General features: G+C 50.5%; 20 protein-coding genes and 1 pseudogene. 16 read left to right on the plus strand and 5 right to left on the minus strand.

Annotated elements, in window-relative coordinates; genetic code table 11:
• Window positions 1-27: 27 nt before the first annotated feature.
• Window positions 28-510: a hypothetical protein gene (locus C2M35_RS06400; RefSeq protein WP_105264882.1), complete on the minus strand. Its 483-nt coding sequence runs from the start codon at window positions 508-510 to the stop codon at window positions 28-30.
• 117 nt (window positions 511-627) lie between these two features.
• Between C2M35_RS06400 and C2M35_RS06405 the strand changes: the two genes are divergently transcribed.
• Window positions 628-1914 carry a Glu/Leu/Phe/Val family dehydrogenase gene (locus C2M35_RS06405; RefSeq protein ID WP_105199839.1) on the plus strand — a complete coding sequence of 429 codons (1287 nt, stop codon included), beginning with the start codon at window positions 628-630 and terminating at the stop codon, window positions 1912-1914.
• Here C2M35_RS06405 and C2M35_RS06410 read toward each other — a convergent pair.
• Entirely contained in the window at window positions 1896-2486 is a 591-nt protein-coding gene (locus C2M35_RS06410; RefSeq protein WP_105199838.1) for a TetR/AcrR family transcriptional regulator, read from the minus strand. The genes C2M35_RS06405 and C2M35_RS06410 overlap by 19 nt on opposite strands.
• Window positions 2487-2776: 290 nt before the next feature.
• Here C2M35_RS06410 and C2M35_RS06415 point away from each other — a divergent pair, with 290 nt between their 5' ends.
• From C2M35_RS06415 to bamE, 7 genes and pseudogenes are all read left to right on the plus strand, one after another.
• The gene (locus tag C2M35_RS06415) at window positions 2777-3961 is read left to right on the plus strand and encodes an efflux RND transporter periplasmic adaptor subunit (protein ID WP_105199837.1); all 1185 of its coding nucleotides are present in this window, start codon (window positions 2777-2779) and stop codon (window positions 3959-3961) included.
• 7 nt (window positions 3962-3968) lie between these two features.
• Window positions 3969-7141, plus strand: a pseudogene (locus tag C2M35_RS06420) (efflux RND transporter permease subunit).
• Between the two features lie 116 nt (window positions 7142-7257).
• Window positions 7258-8298 (plus strand): agmatine deiminase family protein, encoded by a 1041-nt coding sequence (locus C2M35_RS06425; protein WP_105199835.1) that lies wholly within the window; start codon window positions 7258-7260, stop codon window positions 8296-8298.
• Window positions 8295-9188: a carbon-nitrogen hydrolase gene (locus tag C2M35_RS06430; RefSeq protein WP_105264883.1), complete on the plus strand. Its 894-nt coding sequence runs from the start codon at window positions 8295-8297 to the stop codon at window positions 9186-9188. Before C2M35_RS06425 ends, C2M35_RS06430 begins: the two co-directional genes overlap by 4 nt.
• Before the next feature lie 13 nt (window positions 9189-9201).
• Window positions 9202-12675: a transcription-repair coupling factor gene (gene mfd, locus C2M35_RS06435; RefSeq protein WP_105264884.1), complete on the plus strand. Its 3474-nt coding sequence runs from the start codon at window positions 9202-9204 to the stop codon at window positions 12673-12675.
• A gap of 11 nt (window positions 12676-12686) precedes the next feature.
• Window positions 12687-13484 (plus strand): CsiV family protein, encoded by a 798-nt coding sequence (locus C2M35_RS06440; protein ID WP_158677927.1) that lies wholly within the window; start codon window positions 12687-12689, stop codon window positions 13482-13484.
• 20 nt (window positions 13485-13504) lie between these two features.
• The gene (gene bamE / locus C2M35_RS06445) at window positions 13505-13756 is read left to right on the plus strand and encodes an outer membrane protein assembly factor BamE domain-containing protein (RefSeq protein ID WP_105199921.1); all 252 of its coding nucleotides are present in this window, start codon (window positions 13505-13507) and stop codon (window positions 13754-13756) included.
• Window positions 13757-13782: 26 nt separating this feature from the next.
• On the opposite strand, the gene C2M35_RS06450 is transcribed toward bamE, so the two are convergent.
• From C2M35_RS06450 to C2M35_RS06460, 3 genes are all read right to left on the minus strand, one after another.
• A complete protein-coding gene (locus C2M35_RS06450) occupies window positions 13783-15159 on the minus strand; it encodes a hypothetical protein (RefSeq protein WP_442792749.1) in 1377 nt (458 codons plus the stop codon).
• A gap of 112 nt (window positions 15160-15271) precedes the next feature.
• Window positions 15272-17872, minus strand: a complete 2601-nt coding sequence (locus tag C2M35_RS06455) for a TonB-dependent receptor plug domain-containing protein (RefSeq protein ID WP_105264885.1) — start codon at window positions 17870-17872, stop codon at window positions 15272-15274.
• Window positions 17873-18472: 600 nt separating this feature from the next.
• Entirely contained in the window at window positions 18473-18931 is a 459-nt protein-coding gene (locus tag C2M35_RS06460; protein ID WP_105264886.1) for a hypothetical protein, read from the minus strand.
• 314 nt (window positions 18932-19245) lie between these two features.
• On the opposite strand from C2M35_RS06460, the gene ccoN reads away from it, so the two are divergent.
• The 8 genes from ccoN (at window position 19246) to C2M35_RS06500 (ending at window position 26360) form a co-directional block, all read left to right on the plus strand.
• Window positions 19246-20679 carry a cytochrome-c oxidase, cbb3-type subunit I gene (ccoN, locus tag C2M35_RS06465; RefSeq protein WP_105213556.1) on the plus strand — a complete coding sequence of 478 codons (1434 nt, stop codon included), beginning with the start codon at window positions 19246-19248 and terminating at the stop codon, window positions 20677-20679.
• An 11-nt stretch (window positions 20680-20690) separates the two neighbouring features.
• A complete protein-coding gene (gene ccoO, locus C2M35_RS06470; protein WP_105199829.1) occupies window positions 20691-21365 on the plus strand; it encodes a cytochrome-c oxidase, cbb3-type subunit II in 675 nt (224 codons plus the stop codon).
• 5 nt (window positions 21366-21370) lie between these two features.
• Window positions 21371-21556, plus strand: coding sequence for a cbb3-type cytochrome oxidase subunit 3 (locus C2M35_RS06475; RefSeq protein WP_105189573.1), 186 nt, complete (start codon window positions 21371-21373; stop codon window positions 21554-21556).
• Window positions 21553-22524: a cytochrome-c oxidase, cbb3-type subunit III gene (gene ccoP / locus C2M35_RS06480; protein WP_105213555.1), complete on the plus strand. Its 972-nt coding sequence runs from the start codon at window positions 21553-21555 to the stop codon at window positions 22522-22524. The genes C2M35_RS06475 and ccoP overlap by 4 nt, the downstream gene beginning before the upstream one ends.
• A gap of 113 nt (window positions 22525-22637) precedes the next feature.
• The gene (locus C2M35_RS06485) at window positions 22638-23132 is read left to right on the plus strand and encodes a FixH family protein (protein WP_105199827.1); all 495 of its coding nucleotides are present in this window, start codon (window positions 22638-22640) and stop codon (window positions 23130-23132) included.
• An 18-nt stretch (window positions 23133-23150) separates the two neighbouring features.
• Window positions 23151-25532 carry a heavy metal translocating P-type ATPase gene (locus C2M35_RS06490; RefSeq protein WP_105264887.1) on the plus strand — a complete coding sequence of 794 codons (2382 nt, stop codon included), beginning with the start codon at window positions 23151-23153 and terminating at the stop codon, window positions 25530-25532.
• On the plus strand, window positions 25529-25702 hold the full coding sequence (gene ccoS / locus C2M35_RS06495; RefSeq protein ID WP_105189569.1) for a cbb3-type cytochrome oxidase assembly protein CcoS: 174 nt from the start codon (window positions 25529-25531) through the stop codon (window positions 25700-25702). Before C2M35_RS06490 ends, ccoS begins: the two co-directional genes overlap by 4 nt.
• A complete protein-coding gene (locus tag C2M35_RS06500) occupies window positions 25689-26360 on the plus strand; it encodes a sulfite exporter TauE/SafE family protein (RefSeq protein WP_105199825.1) in 672 nt (223 codons plus the stop codon). Before ccoS ends, C2M35_RS06500 begins: the two co-directional genes overlap by 14 nt.
• Window positions 26361-26365: the final 5 nt, after the last annotated feature.

Consider the following 26365-nt stretch of genomic DNA (forward strand, 5'->3'; position numbering starts at 1 on the left):
GTGTTAAACGGGTCGTCAGACGAGCCGCTAACCAGGCAGAGAGTCGTACAGCAGGCGGCTGCGATAGGTGAGATTGGCGGCCTTGCAGTTATCAAGCAGGCCACTGTTGGGCAGGCACGTATGCATATACCAGGGTAAGTCGGTCCTTGGCGTCAACCTGATCTTATCCAGGCGGCTGGGCTCGTCTTGTTGCGCCAGGGTGTAGGCGAGCAGATACAAGGGTTGCTGCTCGGGATGTAAAAAATAGCTTGGGTGCGAGCCCATGGCCCGCTGCGGCAGTTGTACCGGATGAGAGGTGGGCGCTTGATGCTGCTTGGCGTCCATATCCATTTCAAGCGTATAGGTGAGACAGGGTGCTGTACTTTGCACTTGCTGCGTCGCACACAGTGCAGTTGGCACCGGCGCGGAACTCTGCTGCGAAAACTGCCCAGCACCGAGCGCACTTGCAAAAACAAGTGTGATGGCAGCAACCCAGATTATCAAAAATGCACGCACAATCAGCTCACCCACAAATCATCATCTTGCCCCGTTAAGTTGTTATTTCGACATCGGGCAATCTACTCTTAGATATGGGCAAAAGACGATAAATCAAACCTCTATCTAAAAAATCGCTGTTTGGGAGATGCTATGCTAGGTCAGGTATTTAACGATGCGGTCGCGCGCTTAAAGCGCATTGGTGCACTCACCCAGTGCTCTAATCAGGTGATCAGTGCCCTCAGTCATGCCAATGCCATGTTGCACGTCAATGTTGAGGTGCGCATGGACAATGGTCATATTCACTACTTCCCCGGCTATCGCTGTCAACACAATAATGTGCTCGGCCCGACCAAGGGCGGGATACGTTTTCACCCTCAGGTCAACGCCGATGAAGTACAGGCTTTGGCGCTGTGGATGACGCTAAAATGCGCGGTGGTGGGTATTCCCTTTGGCGGCGCCAAGGGCGGCGTCTGTGTCGACCCAAAAACCCTCTCCCCCTTTGAACTGGAGCGCTTATCCCGCTCCTATGTGCGTGCCATGGCTGACTTTATTGGTCCGGAGCGCGATATTCCCGCCCCGGATGTCTATACCAATGCCCTGATCATGGGTTGGATGATGGATGAATACGAGAAAATTACCCGAGTAAAAAACCCCGCGGTGATCACCGGCAAGCCCATCGCCCTCGGCGGCAGTTTAGGACGAGACGATGCCACCGGCCGCGGCGCCTATTTGTGCATCAAGGAGTTGGAAAAACGCGACCAGCTTACGCCACAAGAAACCCGCGTTGCCGTCCAGGGCTTTGGCAGCGGCGGCTACCATGTGGCGCGCCTGCTCGCCAATGACGGCTATAAGGTGGTGGCGGTCAGTGACTCGCAAGGGGCCATCTATCGTCAGGAAGGTTTGAATATAGACAGTGTTTATCGGCAAAAGCAACAGCATAAGGAGCTCAAAGCCGTGTATTGCGAAGGCTCGGTGTGCGAGGCCCTAGAGCACCAACGCCTCAGTAATGCCGAACTCTTGGTCAGTGACGTCGATATCCTGATCCCCGCCGCTCTCGATGGGGTGATCACGGCTGCAAACGCCGCAGCCATTCAAGCCCGTTACATAGTGGAGATTGCCAATGGCCCGGTGACCAGCGACGCCGATGCTATTTTGAAAAATAAAGGGGTGATAGTGATCCCGGATATTCTTGCCAACGCTGGTGGTGTCACCGTCAGCTATTTTGAATGGACGCAAAATCGCTGTGGTCAGCGCTGGCCAAGAGAAAAGGTCAGCGAAGAGCTGAGCCAGGTAATGCAACGCGCCTTTAAGCGCGCCAATGATCTGGTGGAAAAGCACGGCATGGACTTTCGCGACGCCGTCTATGCCGTGGCTCTAGAACGGCTCAGTGAAGGCATTGAAGCGCACGGCACGCCGGATTATTTCAACGGCGGTTGAACAAACATCTTGCTGCTAAGTTCGACCAGGGCGTCGAGCTTAGCTTTATCGACCGGAGGTTTCCAGGCTATCAACTGCTCCCAAAATGCCAGCTCTTTGAGGCCACCAAAAAACACCACGGCGGCGATATCCGGAGCAATATCCTTAAGTGCGCCCTTGCTGTGGGCTTCTTCGAACCATTCATTGATACCCTGCTCGCAATGCTTAAAGCGCTCATCGAGCATGGCGGCGCGCTTTTTCGAGCGCAATGATTCGATCAAAATAATACGGGATAAGGTCAAGTAGTCCTTATCCTGAGTCAGCCTCAGTGCAACATCGGCTAACTTTTGCAGCTGCTCTTTAATCGGCGTTTGCATGCAGAAAGGGTTGTCTTGTAGAGGGCGAATACGCTCAATCAACAAATCGACAACGCCGTCAAAAAGTTGTTCCTTGTTGCTGTAGTATTTGTACAGCGTGCGCTTTGATACCTTGGCCTTAGTGGCCACCGCTTCCATGGTCGTGCCTGCCAGCCCGCGTTGGGCAAACAAGGCAATGGCTGCGCCGATCACTGCTTGTTGTTTTGTACTACTCATGTGCCGCCCCTTATGTCAACGCTCGGCAGTATAACTAAACTGCACTAAGAAGATAGTTGGTAAACGAAAAAGTATACCTAAATTAAAAAAAAGTATACACTTTCGTTTACTTGGTGACCATTGGGTTACAATAATTACATTTAGCAAAGTGAATTCATTCTTTGGGGAATTGACGCTACGCTTTCTTTAAAGTGGCTTTTTTGCCATGCGATAACAGCCTGAAGATGCCAAGTATTCCGCCTCGGCGGCACCTAAATACCATATAACTTGCACAGGGAAACGCTTATCTTATGCGCACTAACCTAGTTAATTCTTTCGCCCGCTCCGCGTCTTTGGCGCTCACTGCCAGCTTACTCTTAAGTGCCTGTGAGCAAGGCGCGCAGCAGCAACAACAGGCCATGCCTCCAGCTCAGGTCGAAGTACTGGCCGTCACCCCTATCGACGCGCCCTTTGTGATCTCATTGCCAGCGACGGTATCGGGCTCTAAAGAAGTTGAAATTCGCGCCCGCGTCAGTGGCGTGCTTGAGTCTCGAAACTTCTCGGAAGGGCAAAAGGTCAGCGCCGGGCAGTCACTCTTTACCATTGACTTAGCACCCTATCAGCTCGCCTATGAACAGGCCCATGCCGCCGTAGTCGCCGCCAAGGCACGGTTAGAGCAGGCACAAAGAGAAAGTAAGCGACTGGCAAAGCTGCGCGAAGATAAATCGGTTTCCCAGCGCGATTATGATAACGCCCGTTCCAGCGTCGATATCGCCGAGGCGGATCTCAATGCCAGCGAAGTGCAACTGCGCGAAGCCAAGCTCAACCTGGACTATGCCCAAGTGAAGGCCCCGGTTAACGGCATTATGGGTCGTGAACAGGTATCGGAAGGCACCTATGTGTCCGGCCCAGAGGTATTACTCACGCAGATCACCGCACTCGACCCAGTGCGAGTGCGCTTTGGCCTGTCCGAGCGCGAACAGCTGATGATGCGCCAGGCACAAAAACGCGGCGAACTAACCCTGCCTGCGGATGGCCAGTGGCAAACCCAATTGAAACTACAAGACGGCAGCCTGTATGAGCATATGGGCACGGTAAACTTTACCGATGTGCGCATTAACGCCAATACCGGCACCTCGGAATTTCAGGCCATAGTCGCCAACCCGGACTTTAGTCTTCGCCCAGGTCAGTTTGTGCAGGTCGAGTTGCTAGGCGCTGAACACAAGGGCACCTTTGCCGTCCCGCAAAAGGCTGTGCTTGATAATGGCACCGGCAAATTCGTTTACCTTGCTGCCACCAATGAGCAAGGCGCCACCATAGCCCGCCCCGCTCCCGTTGAGGTCGGCGAATGGTATCGCCAACAAAAGGGTGAGCAAATAGAAAACCTGTGGATTATCCGTAGCGGCCTGAGCGCCGGCGATAAGGTGATCGTCGAAGGCATGGCTCGTATCTTCTTCCCGGGCATGCCGGTTAGCGTCATCAACGAGCAAGGATAAGGGCATTATGTTTTCTCGATATTTTATCGATAGGCCGATCTTCGCCTTTGTGATCTCCATCGTCATAGTTCTCGCGGGTCTAGCCGCCATGCGCGCCCTGCCCGTGGCCCAATACCCAGAAATCGCCCCACCTGTGGTGCAGGTGACCGCCAGTTACCCAGGTGCCGCCGCCGAGGTGCTTGAGCAAACCGTGGCCGCCCCCATAGAAAATGCCATCACCGGCGTTGAGGGCATGATGTATATGGCATCGACCTCCACCAGTGCCGGCACCACCACCATAGAAGTGACCTTTGAAATCGGCACCGATGCCGATCAGGCCGCGGTGGACGTAAACAACCGCGTTAAGCAGGTGGAAGCGCGTTTACCCGAGGAAACCCGTCGCCAGGGCGTGGTGGTACAAAAAGGTTCATCCAGCTTTTTGCAGGTGCATGCTTTTTATTCCCCGGACGACAGTCGTTCGGCGCTGTGGACCTCTAACTATGTGACCTTGAATATACTGGATCGCATCAAGCGCATCCCAGGCACCACCAATGTGCAAATATTCGGTGCCAAGGACTATGCCATGCGCATCTGGTTGCGACCGGACTTAATGAGCCAACTTGGCGTGACGGTGGACGAAATCACCACCGCCATTCGCGAGCAAAACTCTCAATATGCCGCTGGTAACATAGGTGCCACGCCAACCCATGTGGCGCCGCAATCTTTGGTCTACAGCGTCACCGCTCGTGGCCGTATGTCGGAGCCAAAAGAGTTTGAAAACATTATCCTGCGTGCCAATGCCGATGGCAGCTCGCTGCGTTTAAAAGACGTAGCCCGGGTTGAGCTCGGCGCCAAGGACTATAACTTTGAAGGCAGCTTTAACGGCAAAGAAGCTGTGCTGATGGGTATTTTCCTGCAGCCCGGTGCCAATGCCCTGGAAGTCGCCGAAGAAGTCGGCGCCGTGATGGCCGAATTTAAGCCTCAGTTCCCGGTGGGCCTTGAGCATGTGGTCTCCTACGACACCACTCGCTTTGTTGAAGTGTCCATCCGTGAGGTGTTAAAAACCCTGATAGAAGCCATGATTTTGGTGTTCCTGGTGGTGTATCTGTTCTTACAGAACTGGCGCGCCACCCTTATTCCGACGCTGGCGGTACCGGTTTCCTTGCTTGGCACCTTTGCCGGCATGTATATGTTGGGTTACTCCATTAATACCTTGACCCTGTTCGGTATGGTGCTTTCTATCGGTATCGTCGTCGATGATGCCATCGTGGTGCTGGAAAACGTCGAGCGTATTATGCACGAAGAGCATGTCAGTGCCCGCGACGCGGCGATTAAGGCCATGGGCGAGGTCTCCGGTCCCGTGGTGGCCATAGTCCTGGTGTTATGTTCGGTGTTTGTGCCCATCGCCTTCCTCGGCGGTTTGACGGGTGAGCTGTTCCGCCAGTTTGCCATTACCATTTCTATCGCCGTGAGCCTCTCTGGTGTGGTCGCCTTGACCATGACGCCGGCGCTGTGCGTGCTTATTCTTAAACACGAACACAAGCAAACCGCAGGCTTCTTCGTCTGGTTTAATAAGTTCTTTAGTGCGATTACCCATAAATACGTGGGCGCCGTTGGCTTTATGGTGCGCCGTGGTCTGCTGGGTTTAGTGCTTATGGTAGCCATGGTCACTGCCACCATAGGTCTCTGGCAAAAAACGCCAAGTTCACTGGTTCCCGATGAAGATCAGGGTTTCTACATCGTAGCGGTATTCCTACCGGATGGTGCCTCGTTAGAGCGCACCTCCGCGGTGGTGGATGAGGTGATAGCCGCGGTGCAATCAAACCCGGCGAACGAAAATATTGCCTCCTTTACTGGCTTTGACTTTATCGGCGGCGGTTTTAAAAACAATGCCGCGACCATGTTCGTCACCCAAACCCATTGGGATGACCGCGAGGTAGATACCAAGGCCCTGGTCGGCGAGCTGTTTGGCAAAACCGCCCATATCAATGAGGCTCTTGTTCTGGCGTTTAACCCGCCGGCTATTTTCGGCTTAGGAAGCACGGGCGGCTTTGAGTTTTATATTCAAAATAAAGGGGCCGGAGGCCCGGAGAAACTGCAACAGGCCATGCAACTGGTGATGAGTGAGGCGCAAAAGAGCCCCATAGTCGGCGGCGTGCAGACCCTGTGGCGCCCGGACGCACCGCAATTGAAGGTGGATATTGACCGCGAGCAGGCCCGTGCCATGGGCGTCAATATTAACGAGGCCTTTAATACCCTGGCCGGTACGCTGGGCACCTACTATGTGAATGACTTCAACAAGTTTGGGCGCGCCTGGCAGGTATTAATGTCGGCAGAGGCACAATATCGCATGCAGCCTCAGGACATTGGCCGTATTTATGTTAAAAGCAGCTCAGGTGAGATGGTGCCCATGTCGGCCTTTACCACCATGGAGTTTAGCCGCGGCCCTGATAGCCTAAGTCGCTACAACAACCTGCCGGCGGTCAAACTGCTGGGCGAGGCGGCACCGGGTTACAGCTCGGGTCAGGCCATCGCCGAAATCGAGCGTATTGCCGCCCAGGTTTTGCCTGCGGATATGAGCTATGACTGGACCGGCACCGCCTTCCAGGAAAAGCGCAGCTCGGGTACGACCGGCTTGGCGCTGGGCCTGGCGGTGATCATGGTGTTTTTGATCCTAGCGGCGCTCTATGAGCGTTGGTCTTTGCCCTTGTCCGTGATGCTGGCCCTGCCCTTTGGTACCTTTGGCGCCCTTATTTCCATTTGGGTAGCGGGCCTGACCAATGATGTCTACTTCCAAATTGGTCTGGTACCTTGCTCGGTCTGGCCGGTAAGAATGCCATTTTGATCGTCGAATACGCCCTGTTGAAACATCAGCAAGGCTGGAGCGCCGCTGCAGCAGCACTTGAGGCTGCCCGACTGCGTTTTCGCCCCATTATCATGACCTCCATGGCCTTTATCCTTGGCGTTGTGCCCTTGGTGCTGAGCTCGGGAGCTGGTGCCGGTGCCCGCCACAGTGTCGGTACCGGGGTCATGGGCGGCATGATGGCGGCCACCTTCCTGGCCGTATTCTTTGTGCCCCTGTTCTTCTACTGGCTAACTCAACGTCGCCTCGGTGAGCGCCGCTCACGCCAAGAGCTCGCGGATGAAATTGCCAGTCAGCATAAAAAGGAACATGTGGATACCAAGGAAGGCTTGGTTTAAAACAGCTATAAAAGGCGGCAAAAATTGCCGCCAATCCGCCATCAAAGCGGGATATTTAGCTGACATTCAAGCTATTAATGCTAAACTAGCGGCTTGTTTTTCAGTGATTGACAGCAATGACCTTTAGATTACTTCCCGAGTGGCATCCACAGGATGCGGTAATGCTCACCTGGCCCCATCAAGACACTGACTGGGCGGCCAACCTATCTGCCGTTGAGCAGGTTTATCTTGAATTAAGCAAGCACATCAGCGCACGCCAACGCCTGCTGATCGTAGCCGACAATGCCGAACTAAAAGCGCAGATCCGCAGCAAGCTGGTTGAGCAAGGTGTCGACCTGACTCAGGTATGCTTTGTTGATGCGCCCTGTAACGACACTTGGGCAAGGGATCATGGCCCGCTGACTCTCAGCGACGGGCAAGAGCTTAAGGCCATAGATTGCCAATTCACCGCCTGGGGCGGTAAATATCAGGCCGACAAAGACAATGCCATTAATGGCCAACTGTTTGCGCAAGCGCTCAATCAAGGCGTGCGCACCCAGCAGAGCGATTTTATCCTCGAAGGCGGCGCCATTGAAATTAACGAGCACGGCGTACTGCTAAGCACCCGCGCCTGCGTACACAATAAAAACCGCAATGCCAGCATGAGCGCAGAGCAAATCGATGCGGCATTGGCCGAGTTGCTTGGCGCCAACAAGATTCTTTGGCTCGAGCACGGCTATTTGGCCGGGGATGATACCGACTCTCATATCGATACTCTGGTACGTTTTGCGCCTAACAACACCCTGGTGTATGTGCGCTGCGATGACCCGCAGGATGAGCACTATGACGAGCTTGGCAAAATGGCCGAAGAGCTGGTCGCTCTGCGTGGTCTTAATGACGAGGCCTATGAGCTAATCGCACTGCCTTGGCCTAAGGCCGTGTACAACAGCGAAGGCGATCGTCTCCCTGCCACCTACGCCAACTACCTTATTATTAACGATGCTGTCTTGGTGCCGACCTACAATGACAGCCATGATCAGGTGGCGCTGGCACAAATAGCCAAGGCCTATCCGGGACGTGAAGTAATTGGCGTAGACTGCTGCGCCCTGATTGAACAATTTGGCAGCCTGCACTGTATTACCATGCAGTTGCCCCATGGTTTTTTGGAGAATAAATAATGTCCTCTTCGAACTTAGCCGTTGCACTCATACAGCAGCAAAACACCGCAGACCGCGACTTTAACCTTAACAATTCCATCGCCGGGATCCGCGAGGCCGCCGCCAATGGCGCCAAGTTGGTAGTGCTGCAAGAGCTGCATACCGGCCTGTATTTTTGCCAAAGCGAAGACGTAAACCAGTTTGACCTGGCCGAAACCATTCCTGGTCCAAGTACGGATACCCTGGGTGCACTGGCCAAAGAACTGAATATAGTGATCGTTGCCTCCTTGTTCGAGCGCCGCGCCGCAGGTCTTTACCACAATACTGCTGTGGTACTTGAATGCGATGGCAGCATCGCAGGTAAATACCGCAAGATGCATATTCCGGACGACCCAGGCTTCTACGAGAAGTTTTACTTTACTCCGGGCGATCTTGGTTTCGAGCCCATTAAAACCTCGGTGGGCACCTTGGGCGTACTCGTGTGCTGGGATCAGTGGTTCCCTGAAGCGGCACGTCTAATGGCCACGAAAGGTGCAGAAATTCTGATTTACCCAACCGCTATCGGCTGGGATCCTAACGACGATGCCGCAGAGCAAAAGCGTCAGCAAGATGCCTGGGTCATTTCGCAACGTGCCCATGCGGTAGCCAACGGTCTGTATGTGATCAGTGCCAACCGCACAGGTTTTGAAGCGGATCCCACGGGCCACAGTGCCGGTATCCAATTCTGGGGTCACTCTTTTATTGCCGGACCTCAGGGTGAGTTTTTGGCCACCGCCAGTGATGACAAGGCCGAAGTATTAAGCGCCGACTTAGATCTGGCCCGTGGCGAGAATGTACGCCGTATCTGGCCTTATCTACGTGACCGCCGTATCGATCATTATGGCGACCTAACCAAACTTTATCGCGACTAAAACGGAGATTTCCATGCAGTTAGCGCAGTTCATCGAATTGCCTTGGGTAAAAACGCAACAAGATAAAATCAAATGGGGTCAGTTAAGCGGCAGCGCTCTGACCCTGAGTGTCGGCGAAGCGGTGAAGCAACACCCGCAATTGGTGGTGTTAGTCACCCCGGATACGCCCACGGCATTGAAACTTGAGCACGAACTTCATGCGCTACTGCCTCGCGAACAGGTCATGGTGTTTCCCGACTGGGAAACCCTGCCCTATGATCACTTTTCGCCGCATCAGGATATCGTCTCCACCCGCCTAAGCACCTTGAGCCGCTTGCGCGACTCGCATCAGGGTGTGTTGATAGTGCCGGTATCGACCCTGATGCTGCGCGCATCGCCCAAACAATTTATCTATGGCAATGCCATCGTCTATCGCGTCGGTGACACCCTGAATATCGACAAGCTGCGCAAACAGCTGGACGACGCCGGCTATATACACACCCAACAGGTGATGGCGCATGGTGAATACGCGGTGCGCGGCTCTGTTGTCGACCTTTTCGCCATGGGCCAAAATGCGCCGGTGCGTTTTGATCTATTCGATGACGAAATCGACAGCATGAGTCATTTCGATGTCGATACCCAGCGCTCCAGCGAGCAAATCAAGGCCATCAACCTGCTCCCCGCCCATGAGTTTGGTACCACGGATACGGACATAGAACGTTTTCGTATCCAATACCGTGAAGCCTTTGGCGCCAGTGCCGAGCAAGACTCTGTGTATATGCAGGTCTCCAAGGGCGCATTGCCACCTGGGATAGAATATTATTTGCCGCTGTTTTTTGAGCAGTTGGACACTTTATTCGATTACCTGCCCGAGCAGGCCGTGTTTATGCATATGGGCGATATTCAGCACGGTGCCGAGCGTTTCTTAGCGGATGTCTACAGCCGTTATACCAGTCGCAAGGTTGACCCGCTGCGCCCCTTGTTGGAGCCGCAACGTCTCTATCTGCCCATTGAAGAGCTTAACAGCCGCTTTAAACAGTATCCGCGTATCGAGCTCTCCCAAGCCAGTCTGCCGCTGCGCGCCGGGCATTTTAACCTGGGCACAGAGCCCTTGCCCGAGGTGCGCATCGACCATGCCAAACAGCCCCCCTTTGGTGCATTTTTGGACTATGTCCTGGCGGAAAAACAGAACAAGGGCCGCATCGTTTTAAGTGTGGAATCCGATGGCCGCCGCGAAGCACTCTTGACCCTGCTAAAACCGAGCGGGTTAAAAATTACACCTTGTGAAAACCTCGATACGGCGCTCGCAAGCGATGCGGATATCACCCTGATCGTCGCGCCCTTTGAGCAAAGCGTGGTGCTCAATCAAAACGGCCGTGTCAGCCTGATCACAGAGCAGGAATTACTGGGTATTCGCGTCTCCCAACGACGTCGCCGTAAACACAAGCATCAGGTCAGCAGTGACGCCCTTATTCGTAACCTGGCTGAACTCAAAGAAGGCCAGCCCATAGTGCACCTCGACCATGGTGTCGGCCGCTACATCGGCCTGGAAACCCTGGACGCTGCGGGCGTGGCCACCGAGTTTGTGACCATAATGTATGCCAACGACGCCAAGCTTTACGTCCCTGTGGCCGCCTTGCATATGCTTAGCCGCTACTCTGGCGGTGAAGAAGCCAGCGCCCCGTTACATAAACTGGGTTCAGATGCCTGGGAAAAAGCCAAAAAACGCGCCGCCGAAAAGGTCCGCGATGTGGCCGCCGAATTGCTTGATATCTATGCCAAGCGCCAGGCTAAGCCCGGCTATAAATTTGCTCTCGACGAGGCCGGCTATCGTCAGTTCAGTGACAACTTTGTCTTTGAAGAAACCGAAGATCAGCAAAATGCCATCACCGCCGTGCTTGAAGATATGCGCAGCAAAAACGCCATGGACCGCCTGGTGTGTGGTGATGTAGGTTTTGGTAAAACCGAAGTCGCCATGCGCGCCGCCTATGTTGCCGTGGCCGATGGTAAGCAGGTGGCGGTATTGGTGCCGACCACCTTGTTGGCGCAGCAGCACTTTGAAAACTTCCGCGACCGCTTTGCCGACTTTCCGGTAACGGTAGATATCCTATCGCGCTTTAAATCCACCAAGGAGCAAAATGCGACCCTGGCCAAGATTAAAGCAGGTCAGGTGGATATAGTGATCGGTACTCATAAACTGCTGCAGGAAAACATCGACTTTGCCGATTTAGGACTGTTGGTGGTGGACGAAGAGCACCGTTTTGGCGTACGTCAGAAAGAAAAAATCAAGGCGCTGCGTGCCGATGTCGATATTCTCACCCTGACCGCAACCCCAATTCCAAGAACGCTGAACATGGCCATGAGTGGCATGCGCGATCTCTCCATCATCGCCACCCCGCCGGCAAAACGCCTGGCGGTAAAAACCTTTGTTCGTCAGCGCGATGATGAAATGATCCGCGAAGCCATTTTGCGGGAAATTAAGCGCGGTGGTCAGGTTTACTTCCTGCACAATAATGTTGAAACCATAGAGCGCACCGCCGAAGACATCCGCACTATCGTGCCAGAAGCAACGGTGGCCGTAGCCCACGGACAAATGCGTGAGCGCGAGCTGGAATCCCTGATGAGCGATTTCTATCATCAGCGCTTCAACGTGCTGGTCTGTACCACCATAATCGAAACCGGTATAGATATTCCCAGCGCCAATACCATTATTATGGACAGAGCCGATCGCCTTGGTCTGGCGCAACTGCATCAGCTAAGGGGCCGTGTTGGTCGCAGCCATCACCAGGCCTACGCCTATTTGTTAACGCCACCGCCCAAAGCCATGTCTAAAGATGCGCAAAAACGTCTCGAGGCCATCGCCTCGCTGGAAGACCTAGGCGCTGGCTTTACCCTGGCCACCCATGATTTGGAAATCCGTGGCGCCGGTGAACTGCTGGGCGATGAGCAAAGCGGGCAAATTCAAACTATCGGCTTTAGCATGTATATGGAAATGCTGGAGCAGGCCGTTGAAGCATTAAAAAATGGCCAGGAGCCCACCTTGGACAAGCTGCTTAAATCCCACACAGAAGTGGATTTAAAGCTGCCCGCCCTGCTGCCTAATGATTATATAGGCGATGTAAATCTGCGTTTAGGCCTTTATAAGCGCATCGCCAGTGCCGGTGATACGGAAACTCTGGACGAGCTTAAGGTAGAGCTTATTGACCGTTTTGGCCTGTTACCCGATGCCACACAGCACTTATTCGCCCTGCAGGAGTTGAAACAACGTGCCGGTGCAATAGGAATAACCAAGGTTGAAGCCAATCCTAAGGGCGGTTATTTTGAATTTAGCCAGCAAACCAAGGTCAGTCCGGGCTTTATTATTGGTTTAATTCAAGCGGATCCAAAACACTATAGAATGGAAGGCGCGAATCGGTTACGCTTTATGATCAGTGAAGCCAACGCCAAAGAGCGACTTAAATTAATTACGGCAATGATCACTGAATTTGAAGCCAAGGTAGGAAATTAATGATAAGAAAAATGTTAGTTATATTGGCGGCCATGCTCAGTGCCCCAAGTTACGCGGACGGTCGTTGGTTTGAAATCGAGATACTGGTTTTTGAACAAGGTCAGACTGGCAGTACGGAAACCCTGCGTAATGAAGAACTCGAGTTAGACAAGTATCAATACGATAACGACCTGCTGACCCCAGCTTATCTGCGCACTCTTAATAATCAATGTGATAATGGCCAGATCAGCCCACCACAGCGTACTACAGACGCTTTTACAAATTCAGGGCAAACGCAAAGCGAGGGCTGTGATTACAATAATGCCGACCTGGTAAATCTGCAGCGCTTGCCCAAGATCCCCAATGCCGAAACCCAAAGCCATACCGCCAGCCCCTATGTGTTGGCGCCGGAGCAACTGCAATTTAAAGAGCAGCGCCAAGCTCTCAGCCGTAAAGGTAAGCAACTTCTGTTGCACACAGGTTGGCGTTTCGCTGGGCAATCTAAGCGTGCGGCACCACGTTTTCGCCTTTTCGGCGGCGAGCAGGTTGCCACCTTGAGCGAGCTTCCCGAGCAGCTGACAGAAGATAGTCTATTATTATCGCCAAGCACCCATTATGAACCGCAGTGGCAACTGGACGGGTTTTTAAAGGTGCACCTGAATCATTATCTTTACATCACCTCTAACCTAGTAACCCGTGCCATTGGCGACACAGATACCTCGGTCAGTGGTGAGTTTTCACAATTTCGCCGCGTGATTTCCGGCGAGATTCATTATTTCGATCACCCGCAAATTGGCATGCTGGTGCAAATTAGACGTTTTAATCACTAATGAGTGAAAAGGAAAATAACATGAAAAAATCACTACTTTTAGCCATCACTGCAGGTCTTACTTTAAGCGCTTGTTCTAAAGTAACCTTGGAAAATTATGAACAAATCAAGGTGGGCATGGACCGCGCAGAAGTAGAAGCGCTATTAGGCAGCCCATCGGCCTGTGAAGACAAAGCCCTACACACCAACTGCGTCTGGGGCTCAGAAAGTAAAAACATCCAGGTTACTCTGGTATCAGATAAAGTAACCCTTTATTCTGAAAAAGGCCTGTAATACAGGCCCGGTAGCGCTGCTACCCATTAGCTCTGCTGCACCTCACCTATAGGCTCTAAGGCCACTACAGCAGAGCGATTTACCGTGATCTTATAGCGCTGGGCATATTTTTCGCCAGCGCTAGTATGAGTGACCAATACCAGGTTAATTTGGTAGCGCCGCTCTACCGTATGTTTGCGGATCCCCTTGCCGGTATATTCATACAGTTTCCCTTCCCCTTTACGTAAATAACGCATCATGGGTGCCAGACTAATACTAGTTGTTTGATTTAAGGCATCATAGCCAGGCAGGAACTCATTCACCAAAATTTCATTTTCAAACTGCATATATAACCACTTAGCTGCCTGTTTATTTTGCTGGCGACGCTTTGAAAATATAGCAGCCACATCTTTTGGTATACGCTTATGTCGAATATATTCAAGCCAGACTTTTTGTTTACCTATCCGCATACGTGTGGTGTTGTTGTAAAATATGTTCAGCCACTTAGCACGGCCACGAATAATACGGCGCCAAATAAAATAGGTGAGATCTTCCTTAAAAATTTCCCGCAAACCATAAATAGCACCCAATAAAGCCACCAGGCCTACCGTGACCTGAGTGAAATTGGTGCGCGTATTGAGCACCAGCACCATCACAAAGGCCATAATCACTGCGGTAACCGAGCCCTTCACCATACGTTTAAGTACGGCATCGAGATTTTTTGCCTCCCTTTTCAACACCACTCCATGCTCAATTAAGCGCTGTAGTAGCAACATCTTGTTGGCAAGGCGGTTGGGATCTTCCAAGGTCGGGGAAGAATTATAGCGGGCATTTTCGCGGTGCTCGTTTTCATCTTGGCAATATTGTAGTAATTGCGAGCGCTCCAGGCCAAAGTCAGTGGTTTTTGGTGCCTTATCGAGCAGCTTTAATAGTCCTTGCTCTATATACCAACTAAGAAAATTATCGGCATTGTGATAAAAGGATAATAGCTTTCTATCTTGTGGTTTATAGCGACGTAAACGCTTTAAAAGCCGTTGAGTTTCATGCATTAATGCCAGAGAACGTATATAAAACTCATCAGCCTCACTAATACTCAGCGCCTCGGCAATATCAGCATCTACAGCCAGGCGTACCTGGTAGCAATATAAGTTCAGATTTTGCCGGTATTCTTGATCATCCCCCCGCACCTTACTCACATAACGACTACGAACCAAGGGTAAATGTATACCACTGGCGTTATAGGCCAGATGACTTTTTATATGGTTATAGTAAAAGCTCTCTTCACTCAGGGTATTGGGGTTAATGCCCATTTCGTTGGGGATACAAAAAAACAATTCGATACGGGTGTGGGATTTAGGGTGCAATGACTGCCCCAACGCCAAACGCAAGCCTTCATCAAGTTTGAGCGTAGCAATTTCGTGCAATGATTAACCCCCATATTTTATTGATAATAAAAGTATAACCTATTTTTCAGGGATAAAAAAAATGCCCATCAGCACGCTGACAGGCATTTTAATGCTAAGGCACTAAGGCCAATTAGAACTTAACGTTCACACTCGCAAAGAAGCGACGACCTAGTACATCATAGGTGTACGGGTCAGTGTTAGAATCGTTATTACCTGTGTAGTAAGGCGCTTGCCTATCAAATAGGTTGTTTACACCACCAGAAAGCGACACAGTGTCGTTGAAGATGTAAGAACCGCTGATGTCGTGGTAAACCACTGTGCCAACGCTTGGTACTAGACACTTGCTGCTTTCTTTTTGACAAGAGTAATCATCAAGACCGTCGATCATACGTGCTTGATACTGAGCATCCCAGTTATCACCGGCAACATTTAGGGTGAAGTTGGTCTTGTACTCAGCATAGCTGCCCAGGCCTGAAGTTATCAAACCAGCGTAATCAACGCTGTCTACACCTGTAGACTCAACAATGTACTCGTCAAGGATAGTGATATCCAGGCCAGTACGCCAAGCTAGATCAAGAGCGTCAAACGCGTATTTGAAGTTTACGTCATAACCCTTAGTTTGCTCGGTACCAATGTTTTTCAACTGGTTGTTGAAGCTGATACGGCCGGTGTTTTGGTTAAAATTAACGCCTGCAAACTGACATAGGGCGAGATCGTTATTGATATTAGCGCCTGTTGTCGAATCAAGGCAGGTGTCTACGATGTATTGTTCGTTTTCACTGGCAATGGCGTTTTCGATTTCAATGTCGAAGTAATCAACCGTCATTGAGAAACCATCTAACCATGAAGGCGCGTATACGAAACCTGCGGTTAGCGTATCAGCTTCTTCCGGAGTCAATTGGTCGTTACCACCTACAGTCACTTCAGCCTGGTCTTGAGCATTTTCAACGTCAAAATCAACCTGTTCAAATGATGGACCTTGACCAGCATATAGCTCGTTTACAGTCGGAGCACGGAACGCCGTTGAACGTACCGCACGAACCATAAACTCATCATTTACACGATAAGTTAGACCTAGCTTCCAGGTCTCGTCTGAGCCAAATGTGCTGTAGTCGAATGCACGTACGGCTGCACTTAGGTCGATGCTGTCAGCAAATGCTGTATCGGCAACTAGCGGTACAGCGAATTCAACATAAGCTTCGTTTACATCGAAACGACCGCCCGTTGGGTCAACGCGAGGATCATTGGCAAGACCTTGTGAAGTTAGTGAATCTGGTACGTACCAAGCCTTTTCTTCACGACGCTCGATACCCGCTGCAAAACCTACATAACCGGCAGGAAGTTCAAAAATCTCACCGTTTAGGCCGGCTGACATGATCAATAACTGGCTACCGCCAGAGTTGTTTTCTGTGTAAACGTCGTCAGCTAGGTTAGCAGCAGTCCAATGACCTTGGTTTAGCGGGTTGAAGGTACCTGCAGCGATTTTGTCTTGAATTGAACCCATGTTCAGCAGGTTAGTAGCGCGGTCAACCGAGTCGTTACGACCGAATACTACCGATGTATCCCAGCCCCAACCGTTGTCAAATTCACCGTTTAGGCCAATTACCGCACGTACGGTATCTACAACCTGCTCGTAACCACGAGGACCAATGTCGGTCATACGACGACCGTAAGAGATGGCTTCACCATCAGCAACACCGTGTGATAGTAGTGAATCACCCATGGTGGCTGCATCGTATTCAAAGTCGAACCATACCGGCTGAGGTGCCATTTGCTGATCTGACCAACGCTTAGAGTAAGTGAACTCTGTTACTAGACGAGTGTCGTCTGTCAATTCAAAGTTACCGATACCCGTTAGGTTAAGACGACGCATTGGTGTGTAAAGATAGCTTTCTTTTGAGAAATTATAGGCATCGTTCTCAGCGGCATAATCGTGCCAGCTGCCATCTTCATTACCTTGTAGACTCGCATTGTCAGCCCAAATGTGGCCGAAAGGCGTGTAAGAAGAACCGCCACAGTAGAAGCTCTTGTTGTCGTAATCTTCTTCGATTGGACAATCAGAGAAATCACGGTCTGCCTGAGAAGCATCGCCACGGTCTGTGTACTGAAGACCGATTACCACGTTACCACGGTCAAAGCTGGTACCCATGGTGATGTCGAATGAAGTCTCGTCGGCATCGCCTTCACCTGTGATGGCGCCGCTTAGGTTCATGTCCAGGCCTTCGAAATCATCTTTAAGGATGATGTTCACAACACCGGCTACTGCGTCGGTACCGTAAACGGCAGAAGCACCGTCTTTTAGTACTTCAACCGATTTGATCATAGAAACTGGGATGGTGTTAAGGTCAACCGTTGACGCAGCACCTGTACCTGAGTTGATCATACGACGACCGTTTACAAGTACTAGCGTACGCTGAGCACCTAAACCACGAAGGTCAACGCGTGCGTTACCACCTGAACCGTTGTTTACGGCCGGGTTGGTCATGGCACCGCTGGCAGCGGTCATTTTTTGTAATACGCTGTCGATGCTGGTCGCACCCATGGCTTTAATATCGTTGGCACCGATTAGGGTAACCGGAGAAGCGGTTTCCATATCGGTACGCTTGATGCGTGAGCCTGTTACTTGAATCTTTTCAATTGCTTCGGCTGAAGAATCCGCAGCAATTGCTTGAACACTTGAGAACATAGGCAATGCTGCTAAAACAGCTAGCCCTAGTTGTGTCTTTTTCATATTAAACCCTACTTGTTGAATTTTCACCCGTTTAGGGTGGTTATACAGTTCATATTTTTATGAAGTTACTGCATAACGCCGAGCAACTTAGGTTTAATTAACTGAATGAAAACTGAATGAGCGATCATAGATTAAACACCATGAAATACTCCACCTTCTGCCTTAAACTCATGTAACCACTTGTTATAAATGTTTACACCAAAAAGCCTTTAAAAATGCGGGGTGAGGTACTAATAAAACAACAATTTTTGATACCTGAAACTATATGCGACAACTTTGTAACTCGATGTAATCAATCGTGAGTAAGTTTACTTAATCGAAAATTTACAACTTATACACAGGCCGTTATTCATACATTTAAAATAGACAGGTTAAATTAATAGCCGAGCTAATACGGCTTTGGGCTTGTCAAAAAAGAAATCAAGGGAGTTGATTATAATTCAAACCAAATACGGTGAATTTATATGCAAAAAAGATTTACTCCGGCGTGCTGTGGTATTGCCACAGCATTCAAGAAAACATGCGTTAGAAATTCACCCGGTTATCTACTAGGAACTTATTTTTTCCAACAAGGCCAGAGCGTTATATCAGCGATAAGTGTTAGGGATGCGTGACCTTAATGGGATAAGTTAACCTGCGAATTTGCCCGTTACGGCTAATATCGACGCTCAGTTGCCAAACCATCTGAGCTTCTGAGCAGGCACCGACCATGATATCCGCTTGCCATAAATGCTTGTCTATTTGCTTAAAAAACACCGGAATAGTACCCATGTACATGGTCACACCCCGCATCTTTGCGCCTTCAATCTGAGCATCGTTTGGCATATGTAAAGACACTGAAAAAGGCGACTCTGGGTGAACATACTCAGCACTGAGCGCAAAGTGGAATGGCTCGATATGCAAGGGATGAGAATCACAACAATGGGTGAGCTGCGTATCTTTGTCTATACTCTCTTTGTTTATACTTAGGTTGCTGTCGTTACACGCAGTCAGTGACAGCAGCGCCGTGAACAGGGAAAGCAAAACAAGAGAGTGACGGGTGTGGTACGACTGCAACATGGTTATTTATTGAACGTTAATTTAGCGCCAATATTAACCAATGGGATCCGTCCTGACTAGGCATGAGTTAAAAATTCCCCAACTTCACGTGATAATTTGATTGAAGTCATTATTTTAGCCATTTGCGCTATCTTTTTGAGGTCAAAAATTTTATTATTTCGACCGCAAATAATAAGAGTGTTGTGAGTCTGCTTTCTGAAACGCTTCGTAAAATGAGAGTTTTAGGTAGCCGGCTTTGACACCATCAGTAGGCCCTATTCGCAAGAGTAGGTATTTCATTTCTAATCGCATAATAATGCAGCGGAAACCTGACAATGAGCCAAACAGTAGCATCACAAACTGAGTACAACTATAAAGTTGTTCGCCAATTCGCTATTATGACAGTGATTTGGGGCATCGTTGGCATGAGTGTTGGTGTATTAATTGCTGCCCAGCTTGCCTGGCCAGCATTGAACTTCGATACCCCATGGCTAACATACTCTCGACTGCGTCCGTTACACACGAACGCTGTTATCTTCGCATTCGGCACCAGCGCCTTGTTCGCAACGTCTTACTACGTTGTGCAGCGTACCTGCCAAACGCGCCTTTTCTCCGATAAACTTGCAGCTTTCACCTTCTGGGGCTGGCAACTGGTTATCGTATTAGCCGCCATTACCCTGCCTTTGGGTATTACCAGCTCCAAAGAATATGCCGAGCTTGAGTGGCCAATCGATATCCTAATCGCCGTCGTTTGGGTTTCTTATGCTGTTGTTTTCTTTGGTACCTTGGTTAAGCGTAAAGTATCGCATATCTATGTTGCCAACTGGTTCTATGCCGGCTTCATTCTTACGGTTGCGGTATTGCACATTGTTAACAGCATGGCAGTGCCTGTTTCACTGACTAAGTCATACTCTATCTATGCTGGTGCCGTTGATGCCATGGTACAGTGGTGGTATGGCCACAATGCGGTAGGTTTCCTACTGACTGCTGGTTTCCTTGGTATGATGTACTACTTCGTACCTAAGCAAGCGGGTCGCCCTGTTTACTCTTACCGTCTATCGGTTGTTCACTTCTGGGCACTTATCTCTCTATACATCTGGGCTGGTCCTCACCACCTACACTACACAGCTCTACCTGACTGGACTCAGTCATTAGGTATGGTAATGTCGGTTATTCTATTCGTACCTTCTTGGGGTGGTATGATCAACGGTATCATGACCCTGTCTGGCGCGTGGCACAAACTACGTACCGACCCGGTACTGCGTTTCCTAGTTGTATCTCTTTCTTTCTACGGTATGTCGACGTTCGAAGGCCCAATGATGGCTATCAAGTCAGTTAACGCGCTTTCGCACTACACTGACTGGACCGTAGGTCACGTACACTCGGGTGCCCTAGGTTGGGTTGCTATGATTTCAATCGGTGCGACTTACCACCTGATCCCTGCACTATTCGGCCACAGCCGCATGTACAGCGTGAAGCTGGTTAACACCCACTTCTGGCTACACACTGTAGGTGTTGTACTGTACATAGTTGCTATGTGGATCTCTGGTGTAATGCAAGGTCTTATGTGGCGCGCAGTTAACGAAGACGGTACGCTTATGTACAGCTTCGTACAATCGCTAGAAGCTTCATTCCCATTCTACGTCATGCGTTTCCTAGGCGGTGTATTCATCGTAGCGGGTATGCTGGTAATGGCCTACAACAGCTATCGCACTATTGCAGCTAAGAAAGGCTCAATTGCAGACGATGCGCAAGCACAAGTAGCTTAAGGGGTAGGATGATGAGCAATAAAAACTCTAGCAACAAACATGAAATTGTTGAAAAGAACGTTGGCCTAATGGCCATCCTTACGGTATTTGCTATCAGCTTTGGTGCCCTAGTGGAAATCACTCCTTTGATGTTCCAAAAAGACACCACTGAGCCGGTAGACGGTCTACGCCCCCTAACGGCGCTAGAACTTGAAGGCCGCGACATCTATGTACGTGAAGGTTGTTATAACTGTCACTCACAGATGATCCGTCCTTTCCGTGACGAAGTTGAACGCTATGGCCACTACTCGGTAGCCGGTGAAAGCGTTTGGGATCACCCATTCCAGTGGGGTTCTAAGCGTACCGGTCCAGATCTGGCTCGTGTTGGCGGACGTTACTCTGACGATTGGCAATATGCGCACTTAATGGACCCACGCTCAGTGGTTCCTGAGTCGAATATGCCAGCCTTCCCTTGGTTAGATGAAAATCGAGTAGACACAGAGTACACCCTGAAAAAACTACAAATCTTCCGTGATAGCTTTGGTATTGATAAAAATACTGACCGCTATAATGGCTTAGGCTACGGTACAGATGAAGAGTTACAAACTCAGGTTGACGAGATTAATGCTATGAACGACGGCCAAGGTGCGACTGAGATGCAAGCGCTTATCGCTTACTTACAGCAACTTGGTACACACTTGAAGTAATTATTATGGATTACGGCACGTTCAGAGGCATTTTAACTCTGGTAATAATGGTACTTTTTATCGTGATTGTGTTGTGGGCCTTCAGCAAGCGCAGCAAAAAGCGCTTCGATGATGCCGCCAACGCGGTGTTTGAAGACGAAAAGAAACACCAAAGCACAATCACTAATGAGGAAAAGGAGTCTGAGAAATGACTAGCTTTTGGAGTATTTGGGTCATCGTTCTAACCTTGGCCTGTCTAGTTCTGCTCTTCGGCCTACTGGTTTGGAACTTAAAGAACTTCGTAGGTGTTAAAGAAGGCGAGAGCTGTGGCCATGAATTTGATGGCATTGAAGAAATTAACAACCCGCTACCTAAGTGGTGGACCTACATGTTCTTCGCGACCTTCGCGTGGGCTGTGTACTACCTTGCTGCCTACCCTGGCCTAGGTAACTTTGAAGGCTTCTTAAAGTGGAAGAGCTCTAACCAGGGCGTAACATCACTAGAAGAGTCTAAGAAAGCGGTTGAAGACATGCACGCTGATGGCTACCGCATCCAGTTGGATGGTGAGTACCGTGCGGCAGACGAAAAATTCGGACCTATGTTCAAATCTTTCGCCCAGCGTGACGTATTGGATCTAGCATCAGATGAGCAAGCACTAGAAATCGGTCAACGCCTTTATCTACAAAACTGTGCTCAGTGTCACGGCTCTGACGCCCGTGGTGGTGACGGCTTCCCTAACCTAACCGACAAAGATTGGTTATACGGTGGTACGCCAGACAAGATCAAAGAAACAATACTACACGGCCGTATCGCTGCTATGCCTAGCTGGGAAGCAGCCCTTGGTGGCGAGCAAGGCGTAAAAGAAATGACTGCCTTTGTACTAAGCCTTTCTGGTCGTACGGTTAACCAACGTGATGCGGAAGCAGGTAAAGCTAAGTTTGCCATGTGTGCAGCCTGTCACGGTGCAGATGGTAAAGGCTCGGTGGCTCACAACCTACCTTTTGGTGCGCCTAACCTAACCGACAACACCTGGTTATACGGCAGCGGTTCAGCTCGTTCGGTAGAAGAATCTATCGCTAACGGTCGTGCCGGTGTGATGCCAGCATGGAAAGATATCCTAGGCGAAGACAAGGTTCACCTGTTAACCGCCTACGTATACAGCCTGTCGCAAGACAAGTAAGCATACGAATTTAATCGAAATCAAAAAAGCCTCCTATTTGGAGGCTTTTTTTTAGGTTTTTATCCGCCAATGCCGTAAAATAGCCGCAACTTAATGGCAACTAACTTGGTATTATGAACACTACTCCCTGGTATAAGCAGTTTTGGCCTTGGTTTTTACTTTTCTTCCCTCTTACAACCATTATTGCCTGTATTGGCCTTATCACCATGGCGGTGGGCAATGGCCCTGATATGGTGGTCGATGACTATTATAAAAAAGGCAAAGCCATCAACCTCGAGTTAACCAAGTTCGACAAGGCTAAGGCCTTGTATTTGCACGGTGATTTACAATTCACGGATGAGCGTATCAGCTTTGCCTTTACCAAGGGCGATGACTCAAAAGTCGCAGCGCTCAACATAGGTTTATACCACCGCACTCTAAGCGATAAAGACGTAAGCTTTCGCCTCACCAAAAATGCCCATGGCCAGTTCACCACCCTACTCGACACGCCTATCGAACAAGGCGCCTATACGGTATTTATCACTCCATTTGATGACAGCTGGAAGTTGAAAGAAAACATTCAACTGCCACAAGCGGACACGATTAAAGTGAGCCCCGAGTATAAATAAATGCCCGAGTATAATTAAATGAGTGTGCAGTCCTGCTTTCATTGCCTTGAGCCCATTCCCAAGGGTTTTAATGAATCGGTTGTGGTTAACAATAAACCTGAACCCATGTGTTGTATCGGCTGTAAGGCAGTGGCCGAGACCATTATCGCTCAGGGTATGAGCGACTATTACAAATTCCGCACCGAATCAGCCGGCAAGGTGCAGCAGTTGGTGCCAGAGCAACTGGCGCTGATCCAAAGTTATGACAACGAGTCTATCCAGCAGGAATTTATTTCCCATCAGGGTAATGACAAAGAGGTGCTGCTCAGCGTTGAAGGTATAAGCTGCGCCGCCTGTGCTTGGCTGATTGAAAAGCAGCTATTGGCTCACTCCGGGGTGAAGCGGGTTGATGTAAACACCTCCACCCACCGCGCTATGATCGTATGGGACGACACCCAGGCCAAACTCAGTACCTTGATCACCAGCCTTGCAGAAATCGGTTATAAATCTTACCCCTTCCAGGCCGATAACGAAGCGGCACAAAAGCAGGTGCAGGCCAAGAGCTTTGTCCGCCGTCTCGGTGTAGCCGGCTTGATGACCATGCAGGTGATGATGTTTGCCTTTGCCATGTACTTTGGCATGTTCTCAGGCATGGAAGATAACTTTGAACAGTATTTCCGCTGGATCAGCCTGACGCTGGCCACGCCGGTGATCTTCTACTCGGCACTGCCGTTCTTAAGTAACGCCATTACCGGCTTAAAAGCCAAACAATTAAATATGGATGTGCCCGTCTCCCTGGCCATTTTTGGCGCCTATTTTGCCAGTGGTTATGCCACCTTCACTGGCACCGGCGAGGTGTATTTTGAGTCCATCTGTATGTTTACCTTCTTGCTGCTGCTGGGCAAATATTTAGAGTTTCGTGCTCGCCTTAAAGCCAGCGAGTTCACTGCAAACCTGCAGCAACTACTGCCGCTCACTGCCCGCGTGGTCGATGGCGACAACGAGGAGCAGTTAATTAGCGCCAAGCTGTTAAAGCTAGGTGATACCGTGCGAGTCAAAGCCGGTGAAACCATAGCCGCCGACGGCCAGGTTATCAGCGGGCGCTCCAGCGTCGATGAGTCCATGATGACGGGCGAACATCACCCTGTTAACAAGACATTGGGCGATCAGGTCCATGCCGGCACGGTGAACCATGACGGGGTATTAACCCTGAAAGTGAACAAGGTTGGTCAAAATACCCTGGTCAATCAGATTATACGCCTGCAACACAGTGCCCTGAGTCAGCGCCCGAAAATCGCCCAGATAACCGACAAGGTGGCGCAATGGTTTGTCGCCTGTCTGTTGATCTTTGCCTCCATTACTGCACTGTCCTGGTATCAAATCGACCCGGAGCACGCGTTTTGGATAACCATAGCCGTATTGGTTGCCACCTGCCCCTGTGCCTTAAGTTTGGCAATTCCAACAGCCCTGACCTGCGCCGTGGCCAACCTCACCAAGCGTGGGGTTTTAATAAAGCAGGCACATGTGCTGGAAACCGCCACCAAGTTAACCAAGGTGGGTTTTGATAAAACCGGCACGCTGACCTACGGCCGCTTCGCCATCGCCAAAATGGACATTCTCGATAGCGGCTACAGCGAACAGGAATTAAAATCTTTAGCCGCCAGTTTAGAGCGTTATTCCGAGCACCCGATCGCCAAAGCCTTTAGCGAGATCACCCCCATTCACCCGCAGCCCGAGCAGGTTGAGGTGCACACCGGCTTTGGTGTTGCTGGCATCTGGCAAGCGCATAAGGTGCATATTGGTAAGGCCAACTGGTTTACCCATGAGCTGGAACTCAATGCTCAAGCTGTGCTTTTTATCGACCAAAAACCTGTAGCCGCCTTTTATCTGCAAGATCAGGTGCGCGACCATGCCGAGGCATTGCAAGCGGAGCTGAAAGAGCAAAATATCAGCCGTGTGATGCTTACCGGCGACCCGTCAACCGCCGGCAAACAGCTGGCGGAGCAACTTGAACTTGATGCCTACCATGGCGCCTTGCTGCCCGAAGACAAGCTGGCGTTAATGCAAAAATGGCATGGCGAAGGTCAGGTATGCGCCATGATAGGTGATGGTGTCAATGACAGCCCAGTATTTAATGCCGCTCACCTTTCTATCGCCATGGACAGCGGTGCCGATATTTCTAAAAACACCGCCGATGTGGTGCTGCTCAACAGCGATTTACGCTCGGTGGCACAACTTATCCGCGTGGCCAAACAAACGCGCCGTATTATCAGGCAGAACTTGACCCTGTCTTTGTGTTATAACGGGGCTATTCTACCCCTTGCCGCCTTGGGCTGGGTTGCCCCCTGGATGGCGGTGATCGGCATGTCGGCAAGCTCGATTATTGTTATCACCAATTCACTACGGTTGCTGCGCTTATGAGTATCATCTACGTCCTAATCCCCATTGCCATTTTGTTTGTGCTTATCGCCATTGGTATCTTTTTCTGGGCGGTAAGAAGCGAGCAGTTTTCCGATTTGGAAAAGCAAGGTCACAGTATTCTCTTTGAAGATGACAAAGAGGAACACGACAAGAGCAATGAACGAGATTAACTTTGCCGCCGCCCTGTTAATGGGCTTGGCCGGCAGTGGCCATTGCGTCGCCATGTGTGGTGGTATCGCTGGCACGTTTCAGCTCGCCAGCCGCGATCTGCCGCCGCTCGGCGCCACGCTTGCCTATAATGTCGGGCGCTTAAGCAGCTATGCTTTAGCCGGTGCTCTAGTCGGCGGCTTTAGCGCCGCATTTGCCAGTCAAAACAACCATATCAGCCTGGGCCTAAGCCTGCTAAGTGCTGTCTTTATGATCCTCGTTGGCCTCTACGTTATGCGCCTGTTTAATCCTTTGGGCGGCATAGAAAAGCTGGGCAACTGGGCAATTTGGCGCCATATCGTCAAGTTGAATCGTCATCTGATGCCGGTTAACAGCTACCCAAAAGCCCTGTTATACGGCGCCCTGTGGGGCTGGTTACCCTGCGGCTTGGTCTACAGCGCGTTAACCTGGGCTATTTTTAGCCAAAGCGCCGCCGATGGCGCCTTATTTATGGCCTTGTTTGCCCTTGGCACCTTGCCGGCACTGCTCGCCTTGGGCTTGGGTGCCAACGCCATTAAGGGTATACTTAACCAAACGTGGGTGCGCCTGGTCTTGGGTAATCTATTACTTTGGTATGGGCTCTATAGCTTGGTTATTGCAAGTGCCTCGCTAGTCACGTAGATTTA

Origin of the sequence: Pseudoalteromonas sp. T1lg76 (genome assembly GCF_002964725.1) — a bacterium.
Taxonomy (GTDB): domain Bacteria; phylum Pseudomonadota; class Gammaproteobacteria; order Enterobacterales; family Alteromonadaceae; genus Pseudoalteromonas.